Annotated in this window: 16 protein-coding genes and 9 pseudogenes; 16 read left to right on the forward strand and 9 right to left on the reverse strand. The window is 40.3% G+C overall.

Going from position 1 to position 24,891, the window contains the following annotated elements:
- Positions 1-445: SprT family zinc-dependent metalloprotease (locus C3Z13_RS07325; RefSeq protein ID WP_103855491.1), on the reverse strand; the 445-nt coding region annotated here is incomplete at its 3' end.
- A gap of 65 nt (positions 446-510) precedes the next feature.
- Between C3Z13_RS07325 and C3Z13_RS07330 the strand changes: the two are divergent.
- Positions 511-1,139: pseudogene (locus C3Z13_RS07330) on the forward strand (IS1595 family transposase).
- 68 nt (positions 1,140-1,207) lie between these two features.
- Here the strand turns inward: C3Z13_RS07330 and dsbB are convergent.
- Complete coding sequence (dsbB, locus tag C3Z13_RS07335) at positions 1,208-1,741, reverse strand: disulfide bond formation protein DsbB (RefSeq protein WP_103855492.1); 534 nt, start codon at positions 1,739-1,741, stop codon at positions 1,208-1,210.
- Positions 1,742-1,753: 12 nt separating this feature from the next.
- Entirely contained in the window at positions 1,754-3,295 is a 1,542-nt protein-coding gene (nhaB, locus tag C3Z13_RS07340) for a Na(+)/H(+) antiporter NhaB (protein WP_103855493.1), read from the reverse strand.
- Between the two features lie 131 nt (positions 3,296-3,426).
- Between nhaB and fadR the strand changes: the two genes are divergently transcribed.
- The 10 genes and pseudogenes from fadR (at position 3,427) to C3Z13_RS07385 (ending at position 12,865) form a co-directional block, all read left to right on the forward strand.
- The gene (gene fadR / locus C3Z13_RS07345; RefSeq protein WP_103855494.1) at positions 3,427-4,152 is read left to right on the forward strand and encodes a fatty acid metabolism transcriptional regulator FadR; all 726 of its coding nucleotides are present in this window, start codon (positions 3,427-3,429) and stop codon (positions 4,150-4,152) included.
- A gap of 73 nt (positions 4,153-4,225) precedes the next feature.
- Positions 4,226-5,768, forward strand: a pseudogene (locus tag C3Z13_RS07350) (type I restriction-modification system subunit M).
- A complete protein-coding gene (locus tag C3Z13_RS13085; protein WP_483860529.1) occupies positions 5,765-5,995 on the forward strand; it encodes a virulence RhuM family protein in 231 nt (76 codons plus the stop codon). The pseudogene C3Z13_RS07350 and the gene C3Z13_RS13085 overlap by 4 nt, the downstream one beginning before the upstream one ends.
- Positions 5,992-6,747 carry a RhuM family protein gene (rhuM, locus tag C3Z13_RS07355; protein ID WP_483860530.1) on the forward strand — a complete coding sequence of 252 codons (756 nt, stop codon included), beginning with the start codon at positions 5,992-5,994 and terminating at the stop codon, positions 6,745-6,747. The genes C3Z13_RS13085 and rhuM overlap by 4 nt, the downstream gene beginning before the upstream one ends.
- Before the next feature lie 175 nt (positions 6,748-6,922).
- The gene (locus C3Z13_RS11530; protein WP_146256883.1) at positions 6,923-7,105 is read left to right on the forward strand and encodes a restriction endonuclease subunit S domain-containing protein; all 183 of its coding nucleotides are present in this window, start codon (positions 6,923-6,925) and stop codon (positions 7,103-7,105) included.
- Complete coding sequence (locus C3Z13_RS07365) at positions 7,077-7,631, forward strand: restriction endonuclease subunit S (protein ID WP_245872587.1); 555 nt, start codon at positions 7,077-7,079, stop codon at positions 7,629-7,631. The genes C3Z13_RS11530 and C3Z13_RS07365 overlap by 29 nt, the downstream gene beginning before the upstream one ends.
- 81 nt (positions 7,632-7,712) lie before the next feature.
- Positions 7,713-8,366: an AAA family ATPase gene (locus tag C3Z13_RS13025; RefSeq protein WP_103855495.1), complete on the forward strand. Its 654-nt coding sequence runs from the start codon at positions 7,713-7,715 to the stop codon at positions 8,364-8,366.
- A gap of 473 nt (positions 8,367-8,839) precedes the next feature.
- Positions 8,840-9,097 carry a hypothetical protein gene (locus tag C3Z13_RS07375; RefSeq protein ID WP_181022030.1) on the forward strand — a complete coding sequence of 86 codons (258 nt, stop codon included), beginning with the start codon at positions 8,840-8,842 and terminating at the stop codon, positions 9,095-9,097.
- Positions 9,094-9,702 (forward strand): AAA family ATPase, encoded by a 609-nt coding sequence (locus tag C3Z13_RS07380; protein WP_245872588.1) that lies wholly within the window; start codon positions 9,094-9,096, stop codon positions 9,700-9,702. The genes C3Z13_RS07375 and C3Z13_RS07380 overlap by 4 nt, the downstream gene beginning before the upstream one ends.
- A 45-nt stretch (positions 9,703-9,747) precedes the next feature.
- Positions 9,748-12,865, forward strand: a pseudogene (locus C3Z13_RS07385) (type I restriction endonuclease subunit R).
- A 50-nt stretch (positions 12,866-12,915) separates the two neighbouring features.
- Here the strand turns inward: C3Z13_RS07385 and C3Z13_RS07390 are convergent.
- The gene (locus tag C3Z13_RS07390) at positions 12,916-14,130 is read right to left on the reverse strand and encodes a pyridoxal phosphate-dependent aminotransferase (RefSeq protein WP_103855498.1); all 1,215 of its coding nucleotides are present in this window, start codon (positions 14,128-14,130) and stop codon (positions 12,916-12,918) included.
- A gap of 208 nt (positions 14,131-14,338) precedes the next feature.
- Here C3Z13_RS07390 and C3Z13_RS07400 point away from each other — a divergent pair.
- The 3 pseudogenes from C3Z13_RS07400 to menH all read left to right on the forward strand — a co-directional run bounded on the left by C3Z13_RS07400 (position 14,339) and on the right by menH (position 18,119).
- Positions 14,339-15,613, forward strand: a pseudogene (locus C3Z13_RS07400) (isochorismate synthase).
- Positions 15,614-15,643: 30 nt separating this feature from the next.
- Positions 15,644-17,349 (forward strand): annotated as a pseudogene (menD, locus tag C3Z13_RS07405) (2-succinyl-5-enolpyruvyl-6-hydroxy-3-cyclohexene-1-carboxylic-acid synthase).
- Between the two features lie 15 nt (positions 17,350-17,364).
- Positions 17,365-18,119 (forward strand): annotated as a pseudogene (gene menH, locus C3Z13_RS07410) (2-succinyl-6-hydroxy-2,4-cyclohexadiene-1-carboxylate synthase).
- Positions 18,120-18,200: 81 nt separating this feature from the next.
- Here the strand turns inward: menH and holA are convergent.
- The 4 genes and pseudogenes from holA to C3Z13_RS07430 all read right to left on the reverse strand — a co-directional run bounded on the left by holA (position 18,201) and on the right by C3Z13_RS07430 (position 22,892).
- Positions 18,201-19,237: pseudogene (gene holA, locus C3Z13_RS07415) on the reverse strand (DNA polymerase III subunit delta).
- A complete protein-coding gene (locus C3Z13_RS07420) occupies positions 19,237-19,737 on the reverse strand; it encodes an LPS-assembly lipoprotein LptE (RefSeq protein WP_103855501.1) in 501 nt (166 codons plus the stop codon). Before C3Z13_RS07420 ends, holA begins: the two are co-directional and overlap by 1 nt.
- A gap of 114 nt (positions 19,738-19,851) precedes the next feature.
- Positions 19,852-22,440 (reverse strand): annotated as a pseudogene (locus C3Z13_RS07425) (class I tRNA ligase family protein).
- A gap of 74 nt (positions 22,441-22,514) precedes the next feature.
- Positions 22,515-22,892: a helix-turn-helix domain-containing protein gene (locus tag C3Z13_RS07430; protein WP_103855502.1), complete on the reverse strand. Its 378-nt coding sequence runs from the start codon at positions 22,890-22,892 to the stop codon at positions 22,515-22,517.
- Positions 22,893-23,035: 143 nt separating this feature from the next.
- Between C3Z13_RS07430 and C3Z13_RS07435 the strand changes: the two genes are divergently transcribed.
- Both C3Z13_RS07435 and C3Z13_RS07440 read left to right on the forward strand, forming a co-directional pair.
- Entirely contained in the window at positions 23,036-23,338 is a 303-nt protein-coding gene (locus C3Z13_RS07435; RefSeq protein WP_103855503.1) for a hypothetical protein, read from the forward strand.
- Positions 23,339-23,413: 75 nt separating this feature from the next.
- On the forward strand, positions 23,414-24,037 hold the full coding sequence (locus C3Z13_RS07440; protein WP_103855504.1) for a hypothetical protein: 624 nt from the start codon (positions 23,414-23,416) through the stop codon (positions 24,035-24,037).
- A 209-nt stretch (positions 24,038-24,246) separates the two neighbouring features.
- On the opposite strand, the pseudogene C3Z13_RS07445 reads toward C3Z13_RS07440, so the two are convergent.
- A pseudogene (locus C3Z13_RS07445) lies at positions 24,247-24,888 on the reverse strand (HI_0552 family protein).
- Positions 24,889-24,891 lie beyond the last annotated feature (3 nt).

Genomic DNA, 24,891 nt, shown 5'->3' on the forward strand with positions numbered 1-24,891 from the left:
TTTGTACTTTGTTGTGGCGGCGTACGCTAAGATCGTGAGTGCGGCAACCGCAGCGGTAAGTAAAGGTTTTCCCCTGCACACTTTTAACATCTAAATTGTGGTAAATTTCCGCAGGTTGCTGGAAAATGTTTTCCATCACCGCTTTCCATTCTTTGCCGTGCGACGCAACTCGCCCAAACATTTGATAAACAATTAAATGAGCTAATTCGTGTGGAACAATTTGTTGCAAAAAATAGTCAGGATTTTCCAACAATAAAGTGCGGTTAAAACGGATTTCATTTTTCTGCAAATATGCCACGCCTGCTTTCACCCCACGCAGTTGATAACTCACTGTCGGCATTGGGAAAGTACGTTGAAAATATTGCTCCGCAAGTTGCAAATAATGGCGTAACCGGCGAAGGATTTGTATATTAAGTAAACGTAATGAAGAATAAGTTTCTGACATAACTAAAAAATATAAGGGACTGTACTAGATAACGACTAAAATTCCATTTATGTTAGAATGGGTCAATGAGAAAAAGTCGCCCAGTCAGCATAAACAAACTCATTGAACTGTTTGTTGCGAGTGTTACAACGAGAACAGCAAGTGAGTTAGTCAATGTAAACAAAAATGTAGCCGATTATTACTTTCATCAATCACGCTTACTCATCTATCAAACCAATCTACATTTGGAAATGTTTGAGGGGCAGATCAAAGTCGATAAAAGCTATTTCGGCGGTGCTCGCAAAAGCAAACAAGGCTGTGCTGCAGAAAGAGTCGTGGTATTTTTTGGACTTCTCAAGAGAAATGGCAAGGTTTATACCGTTATTGTACCTAAAATACTCAACCAGCGACGTTATTACAAATCCGCGAGATAGCATTATTTACACGGATACCTACCTTAGCTATGATGTACTTGATGTAAGTCAATTTAGCTGTCCTCGCCTCAACCACAGCACACATTTTGCTGAAAATCATAACCATATAAACAGAATTGAGAATTTTTGGAACCAAGCAAAACGTCATTTATACAAGTTTAATTGCATTCCAAAGAGGCATTTTGAACTGTATTTTAGGGAATACGAATGGCGTTTTCAATAGTAACATAAAATCTCAAATTTCAACTTTAAAGCAATTCGTTAAGGAAAGTTTGCTCTAGTATCTAGTACAGCCCCTTATTTACTACAATCATTCAATGTTTATATAAAATCCTCAGTTATAATCCAATTACCTAAAAATATTACGATTTTGCTCTACCCGTTTAAATTGGCTAATTAATAAAACCGCCAACAGTAGACTGTAAAAGGCAAAAATCACCACAATCCATTGTGCCATTGAGAAGCCTAGGAAAGACCAGCTAATCTCCGCACAAGATCCCGTTGGATTAAATACATAAGGCAACCAGCGATCTAATGGCAAGGTTTGTGGAAATTCAGCCATATAAGAACATTGATTCCAAGGTGCCGGATTGAGCTGATAATCAACGTGTTTAATGGCGAGCAATAAGCCTTTCACTGCGCTACCCAAGCCCACCAATAATGCCAATAAACGCAAAATTAATGCGCGTGGATAAAGCAAGCCAATTAATGCTGAAAATGTAATGCCAAACAAGGCGACTCGTTCGTAAATACACATTACGCAAGGGGCCAACCCCATTCCGTGTTGAAAATAAAGTGCGGTGCTTTCTAACGCAATTGTTGAGATCAATAAAAGCAACCAACCACCACGATTGAGTGATAACTGTTTGAAATATTTCAGCATTGGGAATCCTTCTTATACTGGCGTAATTAATCCAATTTGTGCTAAAAGTTGTGTCATTGCTGGCAATAAAAATTCTACCGCAAATAACCCTACTAAAGATAACACAATTGTATAAGGTAGCGCCATATAAACCATTCTTCCATAAGACAAACGAATTAACGGCGCAAGTGAAGAAGTCAGCAAGAATAAAAATGCCGCTTGCCCATTTGGCGTTGCCACCGATGGCAAGTTTGTCCCTGTGTTGATGGCGACAGCAATTAATTCAAATTGATGTGGCGAAATAATCTGTTGTTCTAATGCAGCTTTTGCTTCGTTAATATAAACCGTTGCCACAAATACGTTATCAGAAATCGCGGATAACACCCCATTGAAAACATAGAACAGCATTAATTGCACATCTTCGGAAGCAGAAAGCACAAGATCAATAATAGGTGCAAACAGGTGTTGATCCACAATCACCGCCACCACTGAGAAGAATACCACCAACAATGCAGTGAATGGCAAGGATTCTTCAAAGGCTTTACCGAGCGCGTGTTCACTGGTAATACCGCAAGCTGATGTACATAAAATAATGACACTTAGCCCAATTAGCCCGACTGCAGCCAAATGGAACGCCAAGCCAACCACTAACCATACGCCGACTAAGGCTTGGATCACCAATTTTACGCGTTCTTGATTGTTCATTTTGAGCTGGCGGTTGCGGTCAAATTTAGCCAGTACGCCCCACACTTTACGCGGAAGTTTCGCACCATAACCAAATAAGCGGAATTTTTCCACCACAAGGCAAGTTAATGCGCCACAAATTAAAATTGGCACGGTAACTGGCGTCATACGGAAAAAGAATTCGCCAAAGCCCCATTTTGCTTGTTCAGCAATGATCAGATTTTGCGGCTCACCGACCATTGTCATCACGCCGCCTAATGCCGTCCCCACGGCTGCGTGCATCATTAAGCTACGCAAAAAGGCACGAAATTCTTCCAAGGTTTCACGGCTATTGCCAATGTGTTTGTCATCATTAATATCATCAGAATCATCGAATTGTTTGCCTGATGCCACTTTATGATACACACCGTAAAATCCCATTCCCACGCTAATAATCACCGCCACCACGGTTAAGGCATCTAAAAATGCGGAAAGAAATGCCGCACTTAAGCTAAATGAAAGGGATAACACCAATTTAGAACGAATGTTGAGTAACAGCTTGGTAAAAATGAAAAGGAGCAGCTGTTTCATAAAATAAATGCCCGCCACCATAAACATTAACAGCAAAATCACTTCAAAATTTGCCATAATTTCTTCTTTAACGTGTTCGGGGTGAGTCATTCCAATCATCACCGCTTCAATGGCTAACAGCCCGCCGGGTTGTAATGGATAACATTTCAACGCCATTGCAAGCGTTAAAATAAACTCCGCAACCAACACCCAGCCCGCAATAAATGGGCTAACACAAAAAAACAAAATCGGATTTAAAACTAAAAATCCGACTATTGCCAGTTTGTACCAATCAGGACTTGAACCAAGAAAATTTTTCAGAAATGCTTGAGAATAGTTCATATTACGACCTTTACTTTAAAACGAAAAATATAACTGTGCTAATTGTAATATATCCACCTTTCAAGGATAATAACAAATCTCTATTTTGTTATCTATATCACAAATTTTTCAACAAATAATTGCGCAAAAGTATGAATAATCATCAGTCGCTTCTTAAAGCCCAAAGCCCAGCGGGATTAGCTGAGGAATATATTGTAAAAAGCATTTGGAATAACCATTTTCCACCAGGTTCTGATCTACCAGCAGAACGGGAATTAGCAGAAAAAATCGGGGTAACCAGAACGACATTGCGAGAAGTGTTGCAACGCCTTGCCCGTGATGGCTGGTTAAGCATTCAACACGGTAAACCAACCCGCGTGAATAACGTATGGGAAACCGCTGGGCCAAACATTATCAGCACGCTGATTCAGCTTGATAAATCCACCATTCCTGTGATCATCACCAATGTGGTGTCTTTGCGCACTCGAATGGGGGAACATTATATCCCAGAAGCCATTCAAACCGATCCTGCCGCTTCATTAAAATTATTTGAAAACCTACCGCACTTGGCCGACACCCCACAAGCCTACGCAGAATTTGACTATAATTTATACCGCTCTTTTACCTTTGTGGCTAACAAACCCGTCTATGGTTTAATTCTAAATAGCTTTAAAGATCTCTATCACCAAGTGGCATCGTTATTCTTTTCTGAAGCCAAATCACGCCAATTCACTATGCAATTTTACCAAGCCCTACGCCAAAGCTGCGAACAAGGCAACGTTGAACTTGCCATTCAATGCCTAGCGGAAAACCGCGAACGCAGCAGCAGCATTTGGAAAGCAATGTTGCATCATTTACCGGCGGATTTTGGGGAGTAACAGATTTATTAACAAACAATCAGTAAGTAAAACATAATTAGAAGAAATATCATCAAATCTTGGGAGAACACAAATGACAAGTACTCAGCAACGTGCAGAATTACAACGTAGAATCTGGCAAATCGCCAATGAAGTCCGTGGCGCCGTAGATGGCTGGGATTTTAAACAATTTGTTTTAGGCACACTGTTTTACCGTTTCATCAGCGAAAATTTTACTCATTATATTGAAGGTGGCGATCCTGATGTAAATTACGCCAGCTTTCCTGATGATGCCATCACCCCAGAAATTAAAGATGATGCAATTAAAACCAAAGGCTATTTCATCTATCCCTCACAGCTTTTTACCAATATCGCTAAAAATGCTCACATCAACTCTGAACTAAATATGGATTTGAAAAAAATCTTTGACGCCATTGAAAGCTCTGCTAACGGGTACGATTCCGAGCGGGATATTAAAGGACTTTTTGCTGATTTTGATGTCACCAGCTCCCGACTGGGCAACACGGTAGAAGATAAAAATAAACGCCTTGCTGCCGTGATTAAAGGCGTGGCAGATTTGGATTTTGGCCATTTTGAGGATAATCATATTGACCTCTTTGGCGATGCTTATGAATTTTTGATTTCCAACTACGCCGCCAATGCAGGCAAATCGGGCGGTGAGTTTTTCACCCCGCAGAATGTTTCTAAACTCATTGCACAGCTGGCGATGCACGGACAGACAGAAGTGAATAAAATTTATGACCCTGCTTGTGGTTCGGGTTCTTTGCTCTTACAGGCTAAAAAGCAATTTGACGAGCACCTGATTCAAGAGGGATTTTTTGGGCGGGAAATCAACCATACCACCTACAACTTGGCGCGTATGAATATGTTCCTGCACAATATCAATTACGACAAATTTGACATTTCGTTGGGTGATACCCTTCTTGCCCCGAAATATGGCGATGAAAAACCCTTTGATGCCATTGTTTCCAATCCGCCCTATTCAGTGAATTGGATTAGTTCAGATGATCCCACCTTGATTAACGACGAGCGTTTTGCTCCCTCTGGCGTGCTTGCGCCAAAATCCAAAGCTGACTTTGCCTTTGTGCTGCACGCCTTGTACTATCTTTCAGCTAGAGGCCGTGCCGCCATTGTTTGCTTCCCAGGGATTTTTTACCGCGGCGGTGCTGAGCAAAAAATCCGCCAATATTTGGTAGACAATAACTTTGTAGAAACCATTATTGCGCTGCCGCCCAACCTATTTTTTGGCACTTCCATCGCGGTGAATATTTTGGTACTTTCCAAGCACAAACCTGATACTAAAACCCAGTTTATCAACGCCAGCGGTGAGGAATTTTTCAAAAAAGAACCAACAACAATGCGCTGACCGATGATCATATCGCCACATCATCGAACTTTTNNAAAAAGAAGATGTACCGCATCTCTCTGCCATGGTAGACAACAGCACCATCGCGCAAAATGATTACAACCTTTCCGTTAGCACCTATGTGGAAGCGAAAGACACGCGCGAGGTGATTGACATCAACCAGCTCAATGCTGAGATTGATGACACCGTTGCCAAAATCAGCCAGCTACGTGGAGAGATTACTCAAATCATCAAAGAGATAGAAGCATGAGCGAGATGATTTTATACACCGCGGCCGATGGCGGTATACAAATCAAAGTAACCCTAGAAGATGAAACCGTCTGGCTGACCCTAGACCAAATGGCACAGCTTTTTGGCAAAGCTAAATCTACCATTAGCGAACATATTAAAAATATTTTTGCAGAGAATGAGTTAGAAAAGATTCAGTTGTTCGGAAATTCCGAACAACTGCCGCCGATGGCAAAAATTATGAAGTGAATTACTACAACCTTGATGTCATCATCTCCGTAGGCTATCGGGTGAAATCCTTGCAGGGAACTCGCTTCCGCCAATGGGCTACCACGCGGCTTAAAGAATATCTCATCAAAGGCTTTACTATGGACGATGAACGGCTGAAAAACCTCGGTGGTGGTAGCTATTGGAAAGAACTTTTAGCACGCATCAAAGACATCCGCTCTAGCGAAAAAGTGATGTATCGCCAAGTGCTGGATCTCTATGCCACTGCCACCGATTACGACCCGCAAAGCGACATCAGCAAGCAGTTTTTCCAAACAGTACAAAACAAACTGCACTACGCTGCTCATGGACATACCGCCAGCGAAGTCATCTACTACCGTGTAGACAGCGACAAACCTTTTGCCGGCCTAACCCACTTTAAAGGTGCGCAGCCCACACAGGCAGAAGCCATGATCGCCAAAAACTTCTTGGAAGAAAAAGAACTCAGAATCCTCAACAACCTCGTTGCCGCCTACTTTGACCTAGCCGAACTCAACACCCTAGAAGAGCACGAAATGCGTATGGAAGATTTCTTGCGCGAACTGGATACAATTTTGTCCTCCACCGGCAGAAAAGTGCTGGAAAATGCTGGCAAAATCTCTTCTGCCCAAGCGCAAGAAAAAGCCAAAGCCGAACTGCGTAAATACAAGGCAAAAACCCTTAGCTCCGTAGAAGAAGACTACCTGAAAGCCATTAACACATTAACCCAAAAGACGAAGAAGAAACAGCTATGAACTACTTAGAAAAACTACTACAAGGCGCCCCCGTAGAATGGAAAACCCTCGGGGAGATGTGTGAAATAGCCAATGTGGGCGTAGATAAAAAGAAAAAGAAAATGAGAGAGAAGTAAGGCTTCTTAACTTTGTTGATGTTTTCAATAATCAATATATTTCCAATGAAACCCCTACAATGGTTGTAACAGCGAGTGAGCAAAAAATTAAAGATTGTGATATAAAAGCAGGAGATGTTTTTATAACTCCGTCGTCAGAGATAATTGATGAAATTGGATTTTCCGCAGTGGCAATAGAAGACTTTGATAACGCTGTTTATAGTTCTGGGGGAGGTGGCGGACGTAATAGATTCTTTACATAAAACGCCTGTTTATGCCGATAAAGGTTTAAGCATGTGCCGTGTAACAGATATTAAGGGAGGATTCTTAAACCTTGAGGAGACTTTTAAGGTAAGTGAAGAAGTATTTGCGGAATTTACTAAAAGATACACGCCTAAAAAATATGATTTAGTTATGTCAAGAGTTGGGTCTTATGGTAATGTTAGTATTGTTCCACTCGATGATGCAGTATGTATGGGGCAAAATACCGTTGTAATACACTCACATATCAATTCTAAATTTATGTATTATTTTTTGACCTCTAAGTCTGCCCAAGAATTTATTGAAAAAAATGTCGGAGGAGGAAATCAAAAAACATTAAGTTTAAAAGCAATTAATTTAATTTCCATCCCCCTGCCCCCGATAGAGGAACAAAAGCGTATTGCGGGCATTTTAGATAAATTCCATACGCTGGCGCATTCGCTTTCGGAGGGTTTGCCCAAAGAAATCGCCCTACGGCAGAAGCAGTATGCCTATTATCGGGATTTGTTGCTTGGATTTGATAATTAATATTATACAGGTGTCATTATGAAAATAAACTTAACTTCAAAAGCATTTTTTGAAGATGAAGAGATCCAATTTGATTAAAAAATTAATTTTGTCTTTGGGAAAAATGGATGTGGTAAATCAACCATTGCTTCACTAATCAAAGAACAACATGACTCAGGGTACGATGTAAGAATATTTGATGGATTTGAAGGGGTTGTTAGTGAAAATAAGAGACTAGAAACAGTTATTCTCGGTGAAGAAAATGCCAATATTGATAAAGAAATTAAAGAAAATGAGCTTGAAATTAAAAAGATAGAAGAACAGATTGAAGAGATTAATGAAAATATTACTAAATCAGAAAAGCAGCCTGAAAACCTATGCTCTCAATACAATGAGAAAGAAAATAAAGTAAAAGAACAGCGGGGGAAAATTGATAATTTTTGCAGAAACTCAGCCAAAACGATTAAAGATGATATTAGAAGAATTGCTCCAACAACTTACGATATTAATAGCTTTAAATTAGATATTCAAAATGCTAAGTCCTTGTCCACCGATGAAATCCAAGAACTTAACGCACTACTTAGGTCAGAACTTAAAAAAGCAAAAAAAATTGAAGCACCATGTTGTGATTTAGAAAAAATTTTGTCAGACGTTAATAGTATTTTGTCAAGCAAAATAGAAGAAGCAAAAATCATACATAGACTGGACACTGAATTCAAAAAAAATTTTTGCAGAGCAAGGATTAAAAATACATAAAGCAGGTGATCACTGTGCTTTTTGTAATGGGATAGTTCAAGAAGATATATGGCAAGAGCTTGATACATACTTTTCTGTAAACAAATTCAAAGAGATTCAAGATACTATTCAAAGAAAATAAAATACTTAGAACAAGTAAAATCAGCATATGATAATATCAAAATAAACACAAATGAATTCTATTCCTTGCACTCAAATAAGGTAGAGATAGTATCTAATAAAATTAATAAACTCAAAACAGATACTCTGAGATTTATAGATAGCTTAATATTAGAATTGACTAAAAGAAGGATAGTTTATTCTCTCCAAGCAATGAATTATCCTTAGCGATTCCTAATGATATTAATCATTGCATTCAAGAATATAATGAATTGGTCAATAAAAATAATAATAATAACCTACAAGAGGAACAAGAGGAAGCTAGAAAAAACTACGTTATCATGCAGTAAAAGAGCATCTTGATGATTTTCATTATGAAGTTGAATGTAATGAGTTTGAAAATAGACAAAAACTTTGATAAAGTAAAACAAGATTTTGAAAAAGAAAAGGATAAAATAAGAAAGCTACAAGAACATATTGAAGTATTTAAGAAAAAAATTACTGCTCTTCAAGCTAGCACTCGCAATGAAAAAATTTTAGTTAGGAAAGTTATAAAAAACTGGCTTCACATGCTTCTTTTGAACTTGTTCATCAAGAAGATGGCAATGAATATAAGATCAAATGTCTACTGACTAATCAAGAACGCAATGTTGATGAACTTTCTACTGGAGAGAAAAATATCCTTGCTTTTCTTTACTTTATTGAGAAATTAGCAGAAGCTGATAACAAAAAATGTATTATTTTTGACGACCCAATGAACTCTAATGACGATACATTTCAGTATGTAATTATTGAGACCTTACAAAGGTTAGCCCAAAAACTCAATGGAGAAAATAAATTAATTATACTAACACATAACGCTCATTTTTACTTAAATGTAAAATATGGATTTGATAATAAAAGGGAAAGTTACTCTAAAAATAACTTTATTAGGCTAGAAAAATTAGATAGAAAAGTACAAATTAAGCATATAGAAAGTAAGCAAGATGATTTTAAAACTAATTATGAATCTCTTTGGTTGGAGTTGGAGGTGTTATTTCTAAACGATGATATTAAAGAAACCATGATATTAAACCCAATCAGAAGAATTATTGAGACTTATACTAAATTTAACGGATTTAGCTTGACTGAATTCTATTCAGATATCTCTGGAGCAAAAAAACTATTTGATGTGAACTCACATGCTATAGACGATCTTGAAGCAGAGTTAAATGGAAAAACAAAGAAGATATCTTAATATTAATGAAAGAATGTTTTAAGAAAAATCATTCCTTAAAACATTTTGAACAATACTGGAAACGTTAAATTATGCAAACAGAAACCACCCCCCATCGCCGAAACCCCGAAATTCATTATCCTTGATGAATACGAAAAAATCGAACAGCCCAGCCACTACCAAAGCGAGGCGGATTTGGAGCGTGAATTTATCGCCGACCTCGTGCAGCAAGGCTATGAATTTCGCCAAGACCTCACCACCAATGACAAACTTTTGGCAAATGTGCGCGAGCAACTACAACGGCTTAATGAAGTGCGTTTCAGTGATGAAGAATGGGTGCGTTTTGTGGCGGAGTATCTTGATCCACCTGCTGAAACCCTTATTGATAAAACCCGAAAAATTCACCACGATTATATTTATGATTTCGTGTTTGATGATGGGCGAATCCAGAACATTTATCTAGTGGATAAAAAGAACATTCAGCGCAACCGCTTGCAGGTGATCCAACAGTTTGAGCAAACAGGCACGCACGCCAACCGCTATGATGTAACGATGCTGGTGAATGGCTTGCCACTGGTGCAAATTGAGCTAAAAAAACGCGGGGTGGCGATTCGCGAGGCGTTCAATCAAGTGCATCGTTACAGCAAAGAGAGCTTTAATACAGAAAATTCCCTGTTTAAATATTTGCAGATTTTCGTTATTTCCAACGGCACCGATACGCGCTACTTTGCCAACACCACCAAGCGCGATAAAAACAGCTTTGATTTTACGATGAATTGGGCACAGTCCGATAATGAACTGATTAAAGATTTAAAAGATTTTACCGCTACTTTTTTCCAAAAAAATACCCTGCTCAATGTGCTGTTGCATTATTCCGTTTTTGATATTAGCAATACGCTTTTGATTATGCGGCCTTATCAGATTGCTGCCACCGAACGTATTTTGTGGAAAATCCACAGCACGCATCTAGGCAACAACTGGAGCAAGCCCGAAAGCGGCGGTTTTATTTGGCACACCACAGGCTCGGGCAAAACCCTCACCAGTTTTAAAGCCGCACGCCTTGCCACGGAATTAGATTTTATTAGCAAAGTGTTCTTTGTGGTGGATAGAAAAGATTTGGACTATCAAACCATGAAGGAATATCAGCGTTTTTCGCCCGATAGCGTCAATGGTTCCGACAGCACCGCTGGCTTAAAACGCAATATTGAAAAAGATGATAATAAAATCATCGTGACCACCATTCAAAAGCTCAACAATCTGATGAAATCAGAAGACAACTTGCCGATTTACGGGCAGCCTGTGGTGTTTATTTTTGATGAATGTCACCGTTCACAGTTTGGTGAAGCACAGAAAAATCTTAAAAAGAAATTTAAAAAATTCTGCCAGTTTGGTTTCACCGGTACGCCGATTTTTCCTGATGAATATGACAACGGTGTATTAGTAAAAAAAGGAAATGCCTTAGGTGCAGAAAGCACGCAAAGCGTTTTTGGTAGTAAATTGCATTCTTATGTCATCACCGATGCCATTCGTGATGAGAAAGTGCTGAAATTTAAAGTGGATTATAACGATGTCCGCCCTAAATTTAGAGCTGTGGAGCAAGAGCAAGATCTTAAAGAACTCTCCGCTCTTGAAAACAAACAAGCCCTTCTGCACCCTGAGCGCTTAAAAGAAATTGCTCGTTATGTCTTGAAACACTTTAAACAAAAAACCCACCGCCTCAATGCCTCAGGCAAGGGCTTTAATGCGATGTTTGCCGTAAGCAGTGTGGAGGCCGCCAAACATTATTATGAGATTTTTAAGCAGTTACAAAGTGCGGTAGAAAATCCGCTAAAAATTGCCACCATCTTTTCTTTTGCGCCCAATGAAGCGCAAGATGCCATTGGCGATATTGAAGATGAAAACTTTGAACCCACGGCGATGAACAGCTCTGCCAAAGAATTTTTGCAGGCAGCTATTGGCGACTATAATGCTATGTTCCAAACCAATTACGGTGTAGACAGCAAGGAATTTCAAAACTATTACCGTGACCTTGCCAAACGGGTCAAAAATCAAGAAATTGATCTGCTGATTGTAGTGAGCATGTTTTTAACGGGTTTTGATGCGCCAACCTTAAATACCCTATTTGTAGATAAAAACCTGCGTTATCACGGGCTGATTCAAGCCTATTCACGCACCAACCGCATTTTTAACCGCACTAAAACCTTTGGCAATATTGTGACTTTCCGTGATTTAGAACAAGCCACTATTGATGCCATTACTCTTTTTGGCAATGCTAATACTAATACCGCAAATGTGGTGCTAGAACGTAGTTATCAGGATTATATGAATGGTTATGTGAATGATGCGGGTGAGCGAGTTCGAGGATATAAAGAAATTGTTAAAGAGTTGCAAACGAGATTTCCTGCTCCAACTGCTATAGAAAAAGAATCAGATAAGAAAGCCTTTGCGAAATTATTTGGTGAGTATTTGCATATTGATAATATTCTAAGAAATTATGATGAATATAATGCAATCACAGATAGTAGTAATTCTGGAAATCAAATTAATGAGGAAAATGGTGAATATGTAACATATCCTATTGTTCTGCCTGAGAAAATCCGTCAAGACTATCTTTCTACTTATAATGATATTCGTGATTGGAAGCGCCAACAGACTGATGGGAATAGTCAAGAAAGATTAAATATTGATTGGAGTGATGTTTTCGAGGTTGATCTATTAAAATCACAAGAAATTAATTTAGATTATATTTTAGAATTAATTTTAATGAAAATAAGAAAACCGATAATAAACCTGATTTAATTAAAGAAGCACGCAGAATTATTCGTTCCAGTGTAGGACATCGAGCCAAAGAAGTTTAATTATTGACTTTATTCAGCAAACTGATCTTAATAGCATTCCTGATAGAGTTGAAGTTATAGAATCCTTTTATAAATTTGCCCAATTAGAACAAGAAAAAGAAGCGAATGAACTCATTAAGAATGAAAAAACTTAATGAAGAAGCTGCAAAACGCTATATTTCAACCTCTTTAAAACGTGGCTATGCAAGTGAAAATGGTACAGCACTAAATGAAGCGCTACCAAAACTTAGCCCTTTAAATCCGCAATATAGAACGAAAAACAAGCTGTCTTTAAAAGGATTGCTGCTTTTGTAGAGAAATTTAAAAATATTGGAAGGAAAATTTAAACAGCGAAAACATAAAAACGCCAGTACTCACTGGCGTTAAAATTCATATATTACTGACGATAATTAGCTAAAAAACGCCCTAACTTAGAAAGTGCATCTTCAATTTGATTCACATAAGGCAAGGTAACAATGCGGAAGTGATCTGGGGAATGCCAGTTAAAACCGCGTCCGTGGACTAATAACACTTTCTCTTGACGTAATAAATCCAGCACCATTTTTTCATCATCATAAATATTGAATTTTTTCACATCAATTTTCGGGAACATATAAAGCGCGCCCATTGGCTTAACGCAACTTACCCCTGGGATTTGATTAATCAGTTCATAAGCCTTATTGCGTTGCTCTAATAAACGCCCGCCTGGCAGAATAAATTCATTAATACTTTGATAGCCGCCTAATGCGGTTTGAATGGCGTGTTGCATTGGATGGTTAGCACATAAACGCATTGAAGCCAGCATATCCAAGCCTTCAATATAACCTTTTGCCTGATGTTTCGGGCCGTTTAAAATCATCCAGCCTTGACGGAAACCTGCCACACGATAAGATTTTGACAGACCATTAAAGGTAATAGTTAATAAATCCGGCGCAAGGGCAGCAATATGATGATGAACCGCATCGTCATACAAAATTTTGTCGTAAATTTCATCGGCAAAAATAATTAAATTATGTTCACGAGCAATATCCACAATGCCTTGTAATAAATCTTTGCTATACACTGCGCCCGTTGGGTTATTCGGGTTGATAATCACAATGGCTTTGGTGCGCGAAGTGATTTTGCTTTTAATATCCTCTAAATCAGGAAACCAATCTGCCTGTTCATCGCATAAATAATGCACCGCTTTTCCACCTGCAAGAGTGGCCGCTGCCGTCCATAATGGATAATCTGGCATTGGGATCAACACTTCATCATCATTATTCAGCAAGGCTTGCATTGACATCATTATTAGCTCAGACACACCGTTGCCGATATACACATCATTCACATTCGAGCCGTGAATCCCTTTTGACTGGTAATATTGCACAATGGCTTTGCGCGCAGAATATAAACCTTTGGAATCGCAATAGCCTTGTGCCGAGGGCAGATTACGCAAAATATCCACCAAAATTTCATCTGGCGCTTCAAAACCAAAAGGCGCGGGGTTGCCGATATTTAATTTTAAGATTTTATGTCCATCTTCTTCCAAACGCAGTGCTTCTTTATGCACTGGCCCACGAATATCGTAACAAACGTGTTCTAACTTGCTTGATTTAGGAAATTTTGTCATTGTTATTATCCTTTTGGTTGCCATATCAATAATGTTGCGCGCTGCTATCATTGGGGTAAAAAATTGCCGATAAAAATCGGCGTATTTCTCACCGCACTTTACGCTTATTTTGCAAAGATGAAAAGATTTTATAAAAAATTCTGCCAAAGTGCGGTAGAATTAGCCCTTATTTTTAACTGATTTTTTTGCCAAAAACAACGCTTTTTAAATGGATAATTTGCAATCAATTAAACAACAGCTGATCGAGAGAATTTCCCCTGCACTGCCTACGCAACAAGGGATCGCTTGCGTGCAGGCAGAAATTGAAACCGATCTCAATTTATTAAGCTGGTTAAAAGGGCAAAAAACCTATCCGCAGTTTTACTTGAATTTCCGCGATAGCCCCCAAGTTGTGACGGCTGTCGGGCAAGTGCGCGGCTTTTCGCAATTAAATCAGGCACAAGCCTTTATGCAACAAAGCGGTTATCCTTTATTGGGTGGCGTGCAATTTTATGGCGAAAGCCAATTTTTCTTGCCGCGTCTGTATTTGCAACAGCAAGAAAATAAGTTAAACATTCAGTTATTTATCGATCAAACAAAAGATATTGAGGCAAGAACGCCAAGCCTGTTTAAACGCATTAAAAACCTTTGAAAAAAGCACCGCACTTTGCCCAATTCAACAATCCATTCATTTTGGAAAAAACGGGCAGAACAAAATGAATGGTGCGAATGGGTGGAAAAAGGTTTACAGCACATTAAACAAGGCGTGCTGAATAAGATCGTATTGGCCAATGAAACCCTTTTCCAATCAGAAGGCAAACTGAACGCCTATGATTTTTTGGGCGAAAGTGAACGCTATAATTTCGGTTGCTATCATTTTCTTTTTGCCGAAACGGAAGAATGTATTTTTATTGGCTCCAGCCCTGAACGCCTGTATCAGCGGCAAGATTCACAGCTGCAAACTGAAGCCTTAGCTGGCACAGCGTTAGTGGGTGAAAATGCACAAGAAACCGAACAACAAGCGCAATGGTTGTTGCAAGATGAAAAGAATATTTATGAAAATCAATTAGTTGTTGATGATATTAAACAACATCTTGCCCCTTATAGCCAACACATTACGGTGTCCCCTTTGGGTTTAAAAACCTTGCGTCAGGTACAGCATTTAAGACGCCAAATTTCAGCGCAAATTTCCCCGGAATATGGCGATGATATTTTCTTAAACGCCATTCACCCCACCGCGGCTGTGGCAGGCTTAGGGCGCAACGAGGCGCTTGCTTTTTTACGCCAAACGGAAACCTTTGATCGCCGTTGGTATGCAGGGACATTGGGCGTAATGCAAAAAGAATGGGCTGAATTTTGCGTTGCCATTCGCTCTGCATTCATTGAGCAAGAACAAATTCGCGTTTTTGCCGGTGCAGGGATTGTTGAAGGCTCTATTCCCTTGTTAGAATGGCAAGAAATTGAGCGTAAAGCCTTAGGATTAATTTCTTTATTACAAGAATAAAAAGAACGGACAAAATAAACGGAGAACCCTATGTCAGTGAGTGTATTTAATCGTTGTTGGTCAAAAGTGATCTTGGAAACCCTTGTGCGCCAAGGTGTCAGCCATTTTTGCATTGCCCCCGGTTCTCGTTCTACTCCACTCACGTTAGAAGCGGCACGCCTTGAACAAGGTGGCAAAGCCAAATGCCATACTCATTTTGATGAGCGTGGTTTGGGCTTTCTCGCCCTTGGTTTAGCCAAAGCACATAAAAACCCCGTGGCGATTATTGTTACTTCTGGCACTGCGGTGGCAAATCTTTACCCTGCGGTGATTGAAGCACGCCAAAGTGGGGTTAATCTCATTGTATTAAGCGCTGATCGCCCGCCAGAATTATTAGAGTGCGGTGCAAATCAAGCGATTTTACAGCACAATATTTTTGCCGATTATCCTGTGGCAACGGTGGACTTACCGCGCCCTAGCCAAGATTACACGCCAAATTGGTTGATTTCGATTGTGGAACAGGCTTGTTATCGCCAAAGCCAGCACGCTGGTGTGGTGCATATTAATGTGCCATTTGCGGAGCCATTGTATGAAGCCAATGCAGATCAGATAGATCAACATTCTTGGCTTACGCCAATTCAACGTTGGCTAAGCCAAAATAAGCCGTGGCATAATCATCAAGCACCACAACGAGAAGTGGTAATGCACGAGCATTGGGATCATTGGCGCACGAAACGTGGGATCATCTTGGTCGGTAAACTACCACCAGAGCAATCTATGGGCATTCGCACTTGGGCTGAAACCCAAGGCTGGATTATGCTCACCGATATTCAATCGGGTGTTGAGCCAACCTTGCCTTATGCCGATATTTGGCTGGCAAATCAAACGGTTAACAAAAACTGCTGGAAGCAGATATTGTGTTGCAATTTGGTTCGCATTTTATCAGCAAGCGCATTAATCAATTTATGGCGGCGTTTAAAGGGGAATATTGGATTGTTGAACCGTCCGATAATTCAGTTGATCCAAACCATCACGTGCACACTCGTTTTAATGGCAAAATTCACCATTGGTTACGCGCTCACCCACCGTTGCGCCAAAAACCTTGGCTACTTGAGCCAATCGCCCTTGCCAAGTTCTGCGCAAGCTTTGTGGAACAGCAAGTGGGGGGCAATTTGAATGAAGCCTCTTTAGCCCATCATTTGGAGCGTTTATTGCCGAACAATGGTCTGCTCTTTTTAGGCAACAGCCTATTTGTGCGCTTGGTTGATGCACTCACCAAACTGCCCGAAGGCTACCCTGTTTACACCAACCGTGGCGCAAGTGGCATTGACGGCTTGCTCGCCACCGCTGCAGGGTTAAGTCTAGGCTCAAATCAGCCTGTGGTTGCGATGTTAGGGGATACTTCTGCTCTATACGATCTCAATTCCTTAGCGTTGCTTAAAAAGGTGAACCAGCCAACCATTATTTTTGTTATCAACAATAACGGCGGCGCAATTTTCGATATGCTGCCTGTGGATGCGGAAATGAAAGATAAATTCTATCGTATGCCACATAATTTGGAATTTTCTCACGCAGCATCAATGTTTGATCTCAAATATGCGCGCCCTTACACTTGGGCCGATTTAAGCTCGGTACTGAAACAGGCTTATTTCCGCCGTGAAGCCACCTTGATTGAAATTAAGGTAAACAACAGTGATGGCAGCAATATTTATAAACGCCTGATTGAACAAATTAGTCACGCGGTGATTGGCGCATAAGATCTCAATAACAAAATGGCAACGCAACGTCCGCATCTGGTTTTTCTGCACGGGTTACTTGGCACAAAAGCCGATTGGCAAAAAATCATCGAAAAACTACCGCACTTTCCTTGCGTTGCTCTTGATCTTCCTTTTCACGGCGAAAACAAACAGCTTGCAGCCAAAGATTTTGCTCAAAGTGCTGAAATCTTAAGTGCGCAAATTCAAAGTGCGGTGCAAAATCAGCCTTATTTTTTAATCGGTTATTCCCTCGGCGGACGGCTTGCCCTTTACTATGCTTTGCAAGCAGAAGTGAAAAAGGCAATTTACAAGGGCTGATTTTAGAAGGCGCAAATTTAGGGCTAACCTGTGAGCAAGAACGCCAACAGCGCTGGCAAAATGATTGTGATTGGGCAGACCGCTTTGCCACTCAGCCTGCGCATCAAGTGTTAGAAGATTGGTACCAACAACACGTTTTTTCTCACTTAACCGCTGAGCAACGCCAAGCTTTAATTCAACTTCGCCAAGCTAATTGTGGTGAGAATATCGCCCAAATGCTCAAAGCCACCTCCCTTGCCAAACAACCTGATTTTCGCCCACAAGTGCGGTCAAATTCCTTGCCAATTTTTTATCTGTGCGGTGAAAACGATAGCAAATTCCACCAAATGGCGGTGGAAAACGAACTGAACTTACATTTAATCCCGAACGCTGGGCACAATGCCCATCAAGAAAATCCACAAGGTTTTGCTGAGTGCCTACAAAAAATTCTAACCAAGATAGAAATAAACTAGAAAAATCAGCTAATTAAGTGAAAATTCATCAGATTTTAAGATAGCGACACTTTCTTAAAAACGCTGACTAAAGCTAAAAATTTAATGACAAATCTGCACAGATAAATCGGCCAATTTTTCCCACACATCATCACTAAATTCAAGTTTTACTATACGTTCTAATTCAGCGAGCTGTTGAATGATTTTATACAATTTGCGATAAGTTAAGCGTTGGATCGCTTGCAGAAAAAGCGGGCGGCGTGATTGCCAAATTTTGAGTTGATCAAACTGCTCACGCAATTTCGCGGTAGAAAGCAGTTGATCAATATTACTCATTCCTTGTTGTGGTTGAGTCAGTGTCAGCAGGGTGATTAGCTCGCGTTGTAAGGTGCGCAATAAAATCACAGGCTGGATTTCTTCTCCGCGCAATCCAGTTAGAATCCGTCTGGCACGCTGGCTTTTGCCCTCAAGCAAGGCATCTACCCATTGGAACACGGTAAATACGGAAGATTGCTCCACCACGGTTTGCAGGCGCGATAAGGTGATTTTATCCTTGGGATAAAGCAAGGCGAGCAGTTGTAAGGTTTGCTTTAAGGCAAGAAGATTATTTTCGTAGCTGTAACACAAAAGCTGGATTGCTTCTGGCTCAACAAAAATCTCTAAGGCTTTGCTGCGCCCTACAATCCAACGGGGTAGCTGTTCAATATTTGGTGTCTGACAATTGACAATAGAAAATTGCGCATCAAACTGATTGGCCTGCACAAACCAATCTTGCTTTTCCATTGGTTTGGTGAGCTTTGCTGTTTGTAGAATAAGCAACACGTCTTGATTTAATAAGCCAATTAATTCGGCTAAACGCTTTTGTAAAGGTGCGGTGAGATTTTCGGGAAAATTTAGCAATAAAATTTGACGGCTAAAAACAAGCCCATTGATTGCACTTGTTCGTTTAAGGCGATCCAATCGGTGCTGTTATCCAGCGTGATTTCATTTTTTTCATCGAAACCTTGCTGTTTTGCCACAGCGCAGATGAGATCCTTGCTTTCTTGCAAAAGCAAGGGATCTTGCCCCACCAGACAATAAATTGATACCAATTTTTTCTCTAGCGAGGCACTCAGCTGATCAGCAAACAGACGTTGCATTATTGGCTTTTCACCTGCTGTTTTAACGCTACCATTTTGGTGATAAGCTGACGCGCAGCTTGTTCACGCATATCGTTCCAAATCACTTCTTTCTCGGCAGATTTCGCTAAGGCAGCGCGCGAGTTATCAAAGAAAGTGCGTGTAACTTGGGTGTTAATCGGATAACGTTGTTTATTTTTAAGCTGAACGCTGGCTTCCACTTGCAACACTAGCACTTTTTCCGCCTCACGCCCCTGTTTGAAAATGGACGCCACTTCGCTATTCTCACGAGCATTATTTAAGCGCAACACCACCACATCACCTTGCTCAACAAGCTGAATGTTATTGGCTCGCAACTGCTTGCGCATAGCAATCGTCATCGCATCATAAGGATCACTACTTTCTAAACGCAATGTTTTCATCTCTTGCGGAATTAATTCACCATTTTCAAAGTGGAAACCACAAGCCGTGAGCGTTGCCAACGCACCGACAAGGCATAATTTTTTAAGTAAATTCAACATAGTGTTTTCTCTTAATAATTCGCTCCACTCAATGAGTGGAGCGGTTGGATTATTTCGCGACAAAGCTAAATAACTTACCTGGTACATAGATGGTTTTTACAATGGTTAAACCGTCTAGGAATTTTTGTACATTCGGATCGGCAAGGGCGATTTCTTTAATGGCGTCTTCTGCCATATCCGCAGGCACAGTGATTTTCGCGCGTACTTTACCGTTTACTTGCACCACCACCAGTTTTTCATCATCAACCATTGCTTGCGCATCAGCTTTCACCCAAGGGGCAAAGTCAATGGCGTCTTGGTTGCCAAGCTCTTTCCATAATTGGAAACAAATGTGTGGGGTGATTGGGTAAAGCATTCTTACCACGGCATTTAAGGCTTCTGCCATTACCGCGCGATCTTGCTCATCGTCCAATGGGGCTTTGGTCAATTTGTTCATTAACTCCATTACCGCAGCAATCGCCGTGTTAAAGGTTTGGCGGCGACCAATATCATCACTCACTTTCGCAATGGTTTTATGCACATCACGGCGAAGCGCTTTTTGTTGGCTTGAAAGTGCGGTCGGATTTAGCGCAGTTTTTGCTGGATTTTTGCTGTATTCAAACACTAAATTCCATAAACGGCGTAGGAAACGATTTGCCCCTTCCACGCCTGATTCTTGCCATTCCAAGGTCATTTCCGCAGGGGAGGCAAACATCATAAACAAACGCACGGTATCCGCACCGTATTTTTCCACCATTTCTTGTGGGTCAATACCATTGTTTTTCGATTTGGACATTTTTGTCATTCCGCTATGGACTAACTCGCGTCCTTCATCATCAATGGCACGGATAATGCGTCCTTTCTCATCACGCTCAAGGGTTACTTTCGTTGGTGATACCCAAATGCGCTCGTTGGTGTCGCTGGTGTAATAGAAGGCATCAGCCAACACCATTCCTTGGCACAACAATTTATTCGCTGGCTCATCAGAGCTGACTAGCCCCGCATCACGCAATAATTTGTGGAAGAAACGGAAGTAAAGCAAGTGCATTGTAGCGTGTTCGATCCCGCCGATATACTGATCCACAGGCAACCAATAATTGGCTTCATCAGGGTTGAGCATTGCTTGATGAAAATCTGGGCAAGTGTAGCGCGCGTAATACCACGAAGATTCCATAAAGGTGTCGAAAGTGTCGGTTTCTTTCAATGCGGGTTGTCCGTTATAAGTGGTTTTTGCCCAATTTGGATCCGCTTTGATCGGGCTGCGCACGCCGTCCATTACCACATCTTCAGGTAACACGATTGGTAAATCTGCCAATGGGGCAGGCACAACTTCACCGTTTTCCAGTGTTAGCATTGGAATTGGCGCGCCCCAATAACGTTGGCGAGATACGCCCCAATCGCGTAAACGATAATTCACTTGGCGTTTGCCCACGCCCATTTTTTCTAATTTATCGGCGATGCCATTGAATGCGGCGTCAAAATCCAAGCCATCAAATTCTGCTGAATTGATCAAAATACCGTGTTCGGTGTAAGCCTGCTGTGATAAGTCTAACGGGCTACCGTCTGCTGGTGTAATCACTGGATAAAGTGGTAAATCATATTTTTTAGCGAACTCATAATCACGCTCATCGTGTGCTGGCACGGCCATTACCGCACCTGTTCCATAGTGCATTAACACGAAATTCGCCACCCAAACAGGCACTAATTTCCTGTAATCGGGTGAATGGCGTGAATGCCCGTTGCCATTCCTTTTTTCTCCATTGTGGCAAGCTCAGCTTCCGCCACTTTCGTGTTTTTGGCTTCTTGAATAAACTGTGCAAGTGCGGGGTTATTTTGCGCTGCTTTTTCTGCTAATGGGTGCGCAGCTGCCACAGCAAGATAAGACACGCCATAGAAAGTATCAGGACGTGTGGTATAAACTGTTACGGTTTCATCAGAATTTTCAATGTTGAAAGTTATTTCCACCCCTTCCGAACGCCCGATCCAGTTGCGTTGCATCGTTTTCACCATTTCTGGCCATTCTGGCAGATGATCTAAACCACCCAATAATTGCTCGGCATAGTCGGTAATTTTGATAAACCATTGTGGGATCTCTTTTTGTTCCACTGGGGTATCACAACGCCAGCAACGCCCCTCGTGGACTTGCTCGTTCGCTAACACGGTTACATCATTCGGACACCAGTTTACGCTAGAGCTTTTTTTATACACCAAGCCTTTGCGATAAAGCTCCGTAAAGAACCATTGCTCCCATTTGTAATATTCAGGTTTGCAAGTGGCAATTTCACGATCCCAGTCAAAACCAAAGCCCAAAATTTTGAGCTGATTTTTCATATAGTCAATATTTTCGTATGTCCATTTTGCTGGCGCAGTTTTATTTTTTCACCGCCGCCCCCTCTGCTGGCAACCCGAATGCGTCCAACCCATCGGCTGTAACACATTTTTACCATTCATTCGTTGATAACGGGAAACCACATCGCCAATGGTGTAATTGCGAACGTGCCCCATATGCAGGCGACCTGATGGGTAAGGGAACATTGAAAGACAATAATATTTCTCTTTAGCAGGATCTTTCACCGCTTTAAATGTTTTATTTTCAGCCCAATATTTCTGAACTTCAGGCTCAATCAAATCGGGACGATAATGTTCTTGCATAAAATTACCTTTAAAAATTATTAAAAAATTGACCGCACTTTGCCCATTTATTACGGCGATTTTAGGCGGCATAGATGAATAAGAAAATGTGGTATAGGATAGCGTAAAATGGGGGAAATTGATAGAACTTTAAATAGCCCCACTACTTAGGTTTTATGGATTGAATCCAGAAAATTGATTAAATTGCGTTTTTGATCATTGCTCAAATGCCCCCAATGATAATCTAAGCGCATTTTTAGGGCGTCATTACGAATAGGGACGTATTCATCTTGTAAAGAAAAAGTGAGATTTTCTGATTTGACATCGGCAAAGAACCAGCTAATTGGCGTATTCAAAATTACGGCAATATTCACAAGATGCGACACATTAATCTTAGTAACCCCACGTTCGTAGCGCGAAAACTGCTGCTGAGAAACCCCAATTTGCTCTGCCAGATTTTCCGCTGTTAGCCCCACTTCTTTTCTTCTTTGTTGAATTTTTTTACCGATCGCAGCATCAACTTCAGCGGCTATAAACTTGCTCATTCTTTTCTCCGTAATCTAATACTCTTTGAATGATATTTTTTGCCATTTATACGCTTGAGTTGATTTCTTTGATGTTGTATATTCTATATTTAACTCTCTGAGTGAGTATATCTAATTTAATACAACCAAATGGGGAAAATACAATGAAAAAAGTTTTTATGGCTACCATGATCTTAATGACAACTAGCTGTGCAATGCTTTCCTACCCTCCTATGCCCGCAGAACGCTGGTATAAACAAGGAACAAGTAATGAAGAAGCCAGAATTAGCAAGGCAAAATGGATTTATGACGTAGGGATGAATAAAGTTGCCCCAACAGAAAAAGATACATTAATCATCAGCTGTATGCAGGCAAAAGGATTCATATGGGGAGTATCTCCAGATGATAAAGAAAAATGGGAACGGAAAGTGGAAATGCTTAAAAAGCAAGGTTATCAGCTATTTTAAGATAGGAATATCATTAACTAATATGTCCCTAGCATCTTTATTATTTTATTAATAATGATAAATTTTTGGAGAAAAATGAATAAACTTATTTTACTGCTATTGGGTTGCCCTTTACTAATTACATCTTGTGCAACACAGGATAAAACTCCCCATAGCGAGAAGTTCGTTACTATTGATGGTAGCACCATAAATATCTATTATGGTGTGGGTAAACTAGGAGCTGAACCACAAAAGCCAACCCCCTCACAAGATAATCTTCGAGTCATAACAAGAGGACATACTGCCGCGAAAGCTGCATTCAATAGTACTTTTGGGGTGGTTCTCTGCAATCCATTTTCTTTGTTTTCGTGTAGTTGGAACGATCTTGGTTTTTCAAAAGACGAACTTGAAGGAAGCGTAACAAATATTCCCAATATAAGTCATAGCTATGCCTACCCTAAATATATTGAAGCCATAAAACAAAATATCCGTTTTTCTGCTGCTAAAGATTATTCACCTATACCAATTTATTTCTATACAAAGCCTAATTATCTTGTTTATGATGGCGATTACTTTAAATTGAAAGTAGGGTTTGAAATTTATTTGACTCATTCTAGAGTTGATGGTGCGTTTAAATGCGATGAGGAAAAAACAGGCATTACTTATGACCAATGGGTAGCCAATAATTATGCTGTAGCAATAGATGAAGGAAAAAATTAATAGATAAATGTTTTCAACGTCTAGATAAGAATCATTTTGAGCATTTGCGCAACTTGATGGAACGAGAGAGAAAAGAGTTTTATAATATAAAATAAATTGAACGTTTCTTTTCTGAGAAAATGTATTTAAGAGAGGGAGCGTTCATATTTTATTTAGTGATTTATTCGCTAAAGGTGCTTTCAAAATAATAAATATATATTTTGTTAGAGTTACATTGATTCCAAATGGCATTTCTCATACAACGGCACTAACTCTCGAATGGTTTGTGCGATAAATTCCACTGCATCAATGTGATCTAACTCGGCTTTTTCAATATTTTTCCCTATACAGAAAAAATCTTCATCATTGTTGAGTAAAAAATCCTGCGCAGAAAGCGACCGCACTTTACGGAAATCGGCGTATTCGCTTTCATCACCACGCCAAAAATCAAAATCGGCATACTGAGTTTGATCCAGCTGTTCAAACCATTGGTTATATTGTTGTACATTGATTTTGCGAGCGATCGGCGCGATAGCAATGCCAATCAAGGCTCACTTGTAAACGGCGGCGATTTAAAATAACCGATAAAATGGCGGCAGAATTTTTGTTAAATTCATATTTGAAATAAGCGAAAAAATGCGCCCGTACTTGCCAACCATTACACCATTTTTCAATATGGGGTTCAGCAAAAGGTGGGCCAAGGCGTTGCGCCACTTGCAAAATCGCCGTTTTCCATAAATTCCATTGCCGTTTGTAATCCGCTTTAATTTGTGGGATTTGCTCTGGGCTAAGAATTTTTTCATCTGGGCGAACTGAAAAAAAGGAAGATTGAATAGCTCGCAACTGGCAGAAGTAATCAGTTTTTCTTTCATAGG

Origin of the sequence: Avibacterium endocarditidis, from assembly GCF_002921145.1 — a bacterium.
GTDB classification, from domain to species: Bacteria; Pseudomonadota; Gammaproteobacteria; order Enterobacterales; family Pasteurellaceae; genus Avibacterium; species Avibacterium endocarditidis.

Excerpts from the sequence above, each read along its gene's own strand:
- dsbB (WP_103855492.1), bottom strand. The coding sequence starts at position 1,741 with ATGCTGAAATATTTCAAACAGTTATCACTCAATCGTGGTGGTTGGTTG.
- nhaB (WP_103855493.1), bottom strand. The coding sequence starts at position 3,295 with ATGAACTATTCTCAAGCATTTCTGAAAAATTTTCTTGGTTCAAGTCCT.
- fadR (WP_103855494.1), top strand. The coding sequence starts at position 3,427 with ATGAATAATCATCAGTCGCTTCTTAAAGCCCAAAGCCCAGCGGGATTA.
- C3Z13_RS13085 (WP_483860529.1), top strand. The coding sequence starts at position 5,765 with ATGAGCGAGATGATTTTATACACCGCGGCCGATGGCGGTATACAAATC.
- C3Z13_RS11530 (WP_146256883.1), top strand. The coding sequence starts at position 6,923 with ATGGTTGTAACAGCGAGTGAGCAAAAAATTAAAGATTGTGATATAAAA.
- C3Z13_RS07375 (WP_181022030.1), top strand. The coding sequence starts at position 8,840 with ATGAAGTTGAATGTAATGAGTTTGAAAATAGACAAAAACTTTGATAAA.
- C3Z13_RS07390 (WP_103855498.1), bottom strand. The coding sequence starts at position 14,130 with ATGACAAAATTTCCTAAATCAAGCAAGTTAGAACACGTTTGTTACGAT.
- C3Z13_RS07420 (WP_103855501.1), bottom strand. The coding sequence starts at position 19,737 with ATGTTGAATTTACTTAAAAAATTATGCCTTGTCGGTGCGTTGGCAACG.
- C3Z13_RS07430 (WP_103855502.1), bottom strand. The coding sequence starts at position 22,892 with ATGAGCAAGTTTATAGCCGCTGAAGTTGATGCTGCGATCGGTAAAAAA.
- C3Z13_RS07435 (WP_103855503.1), top strand. The coding sequence starts at position 23,036 with ATGAAAAAAGTTTTTATGGCTACCATGATCTTAATGACAACTAGCTGT.
- C3Z13_RS07440 (WP_103855504.1), top strand. The coding sequence starts at position 23,414 with ATGAATAAACTTATTTTACTGCTATTGGGTTGCCCTTTACTAATTACA.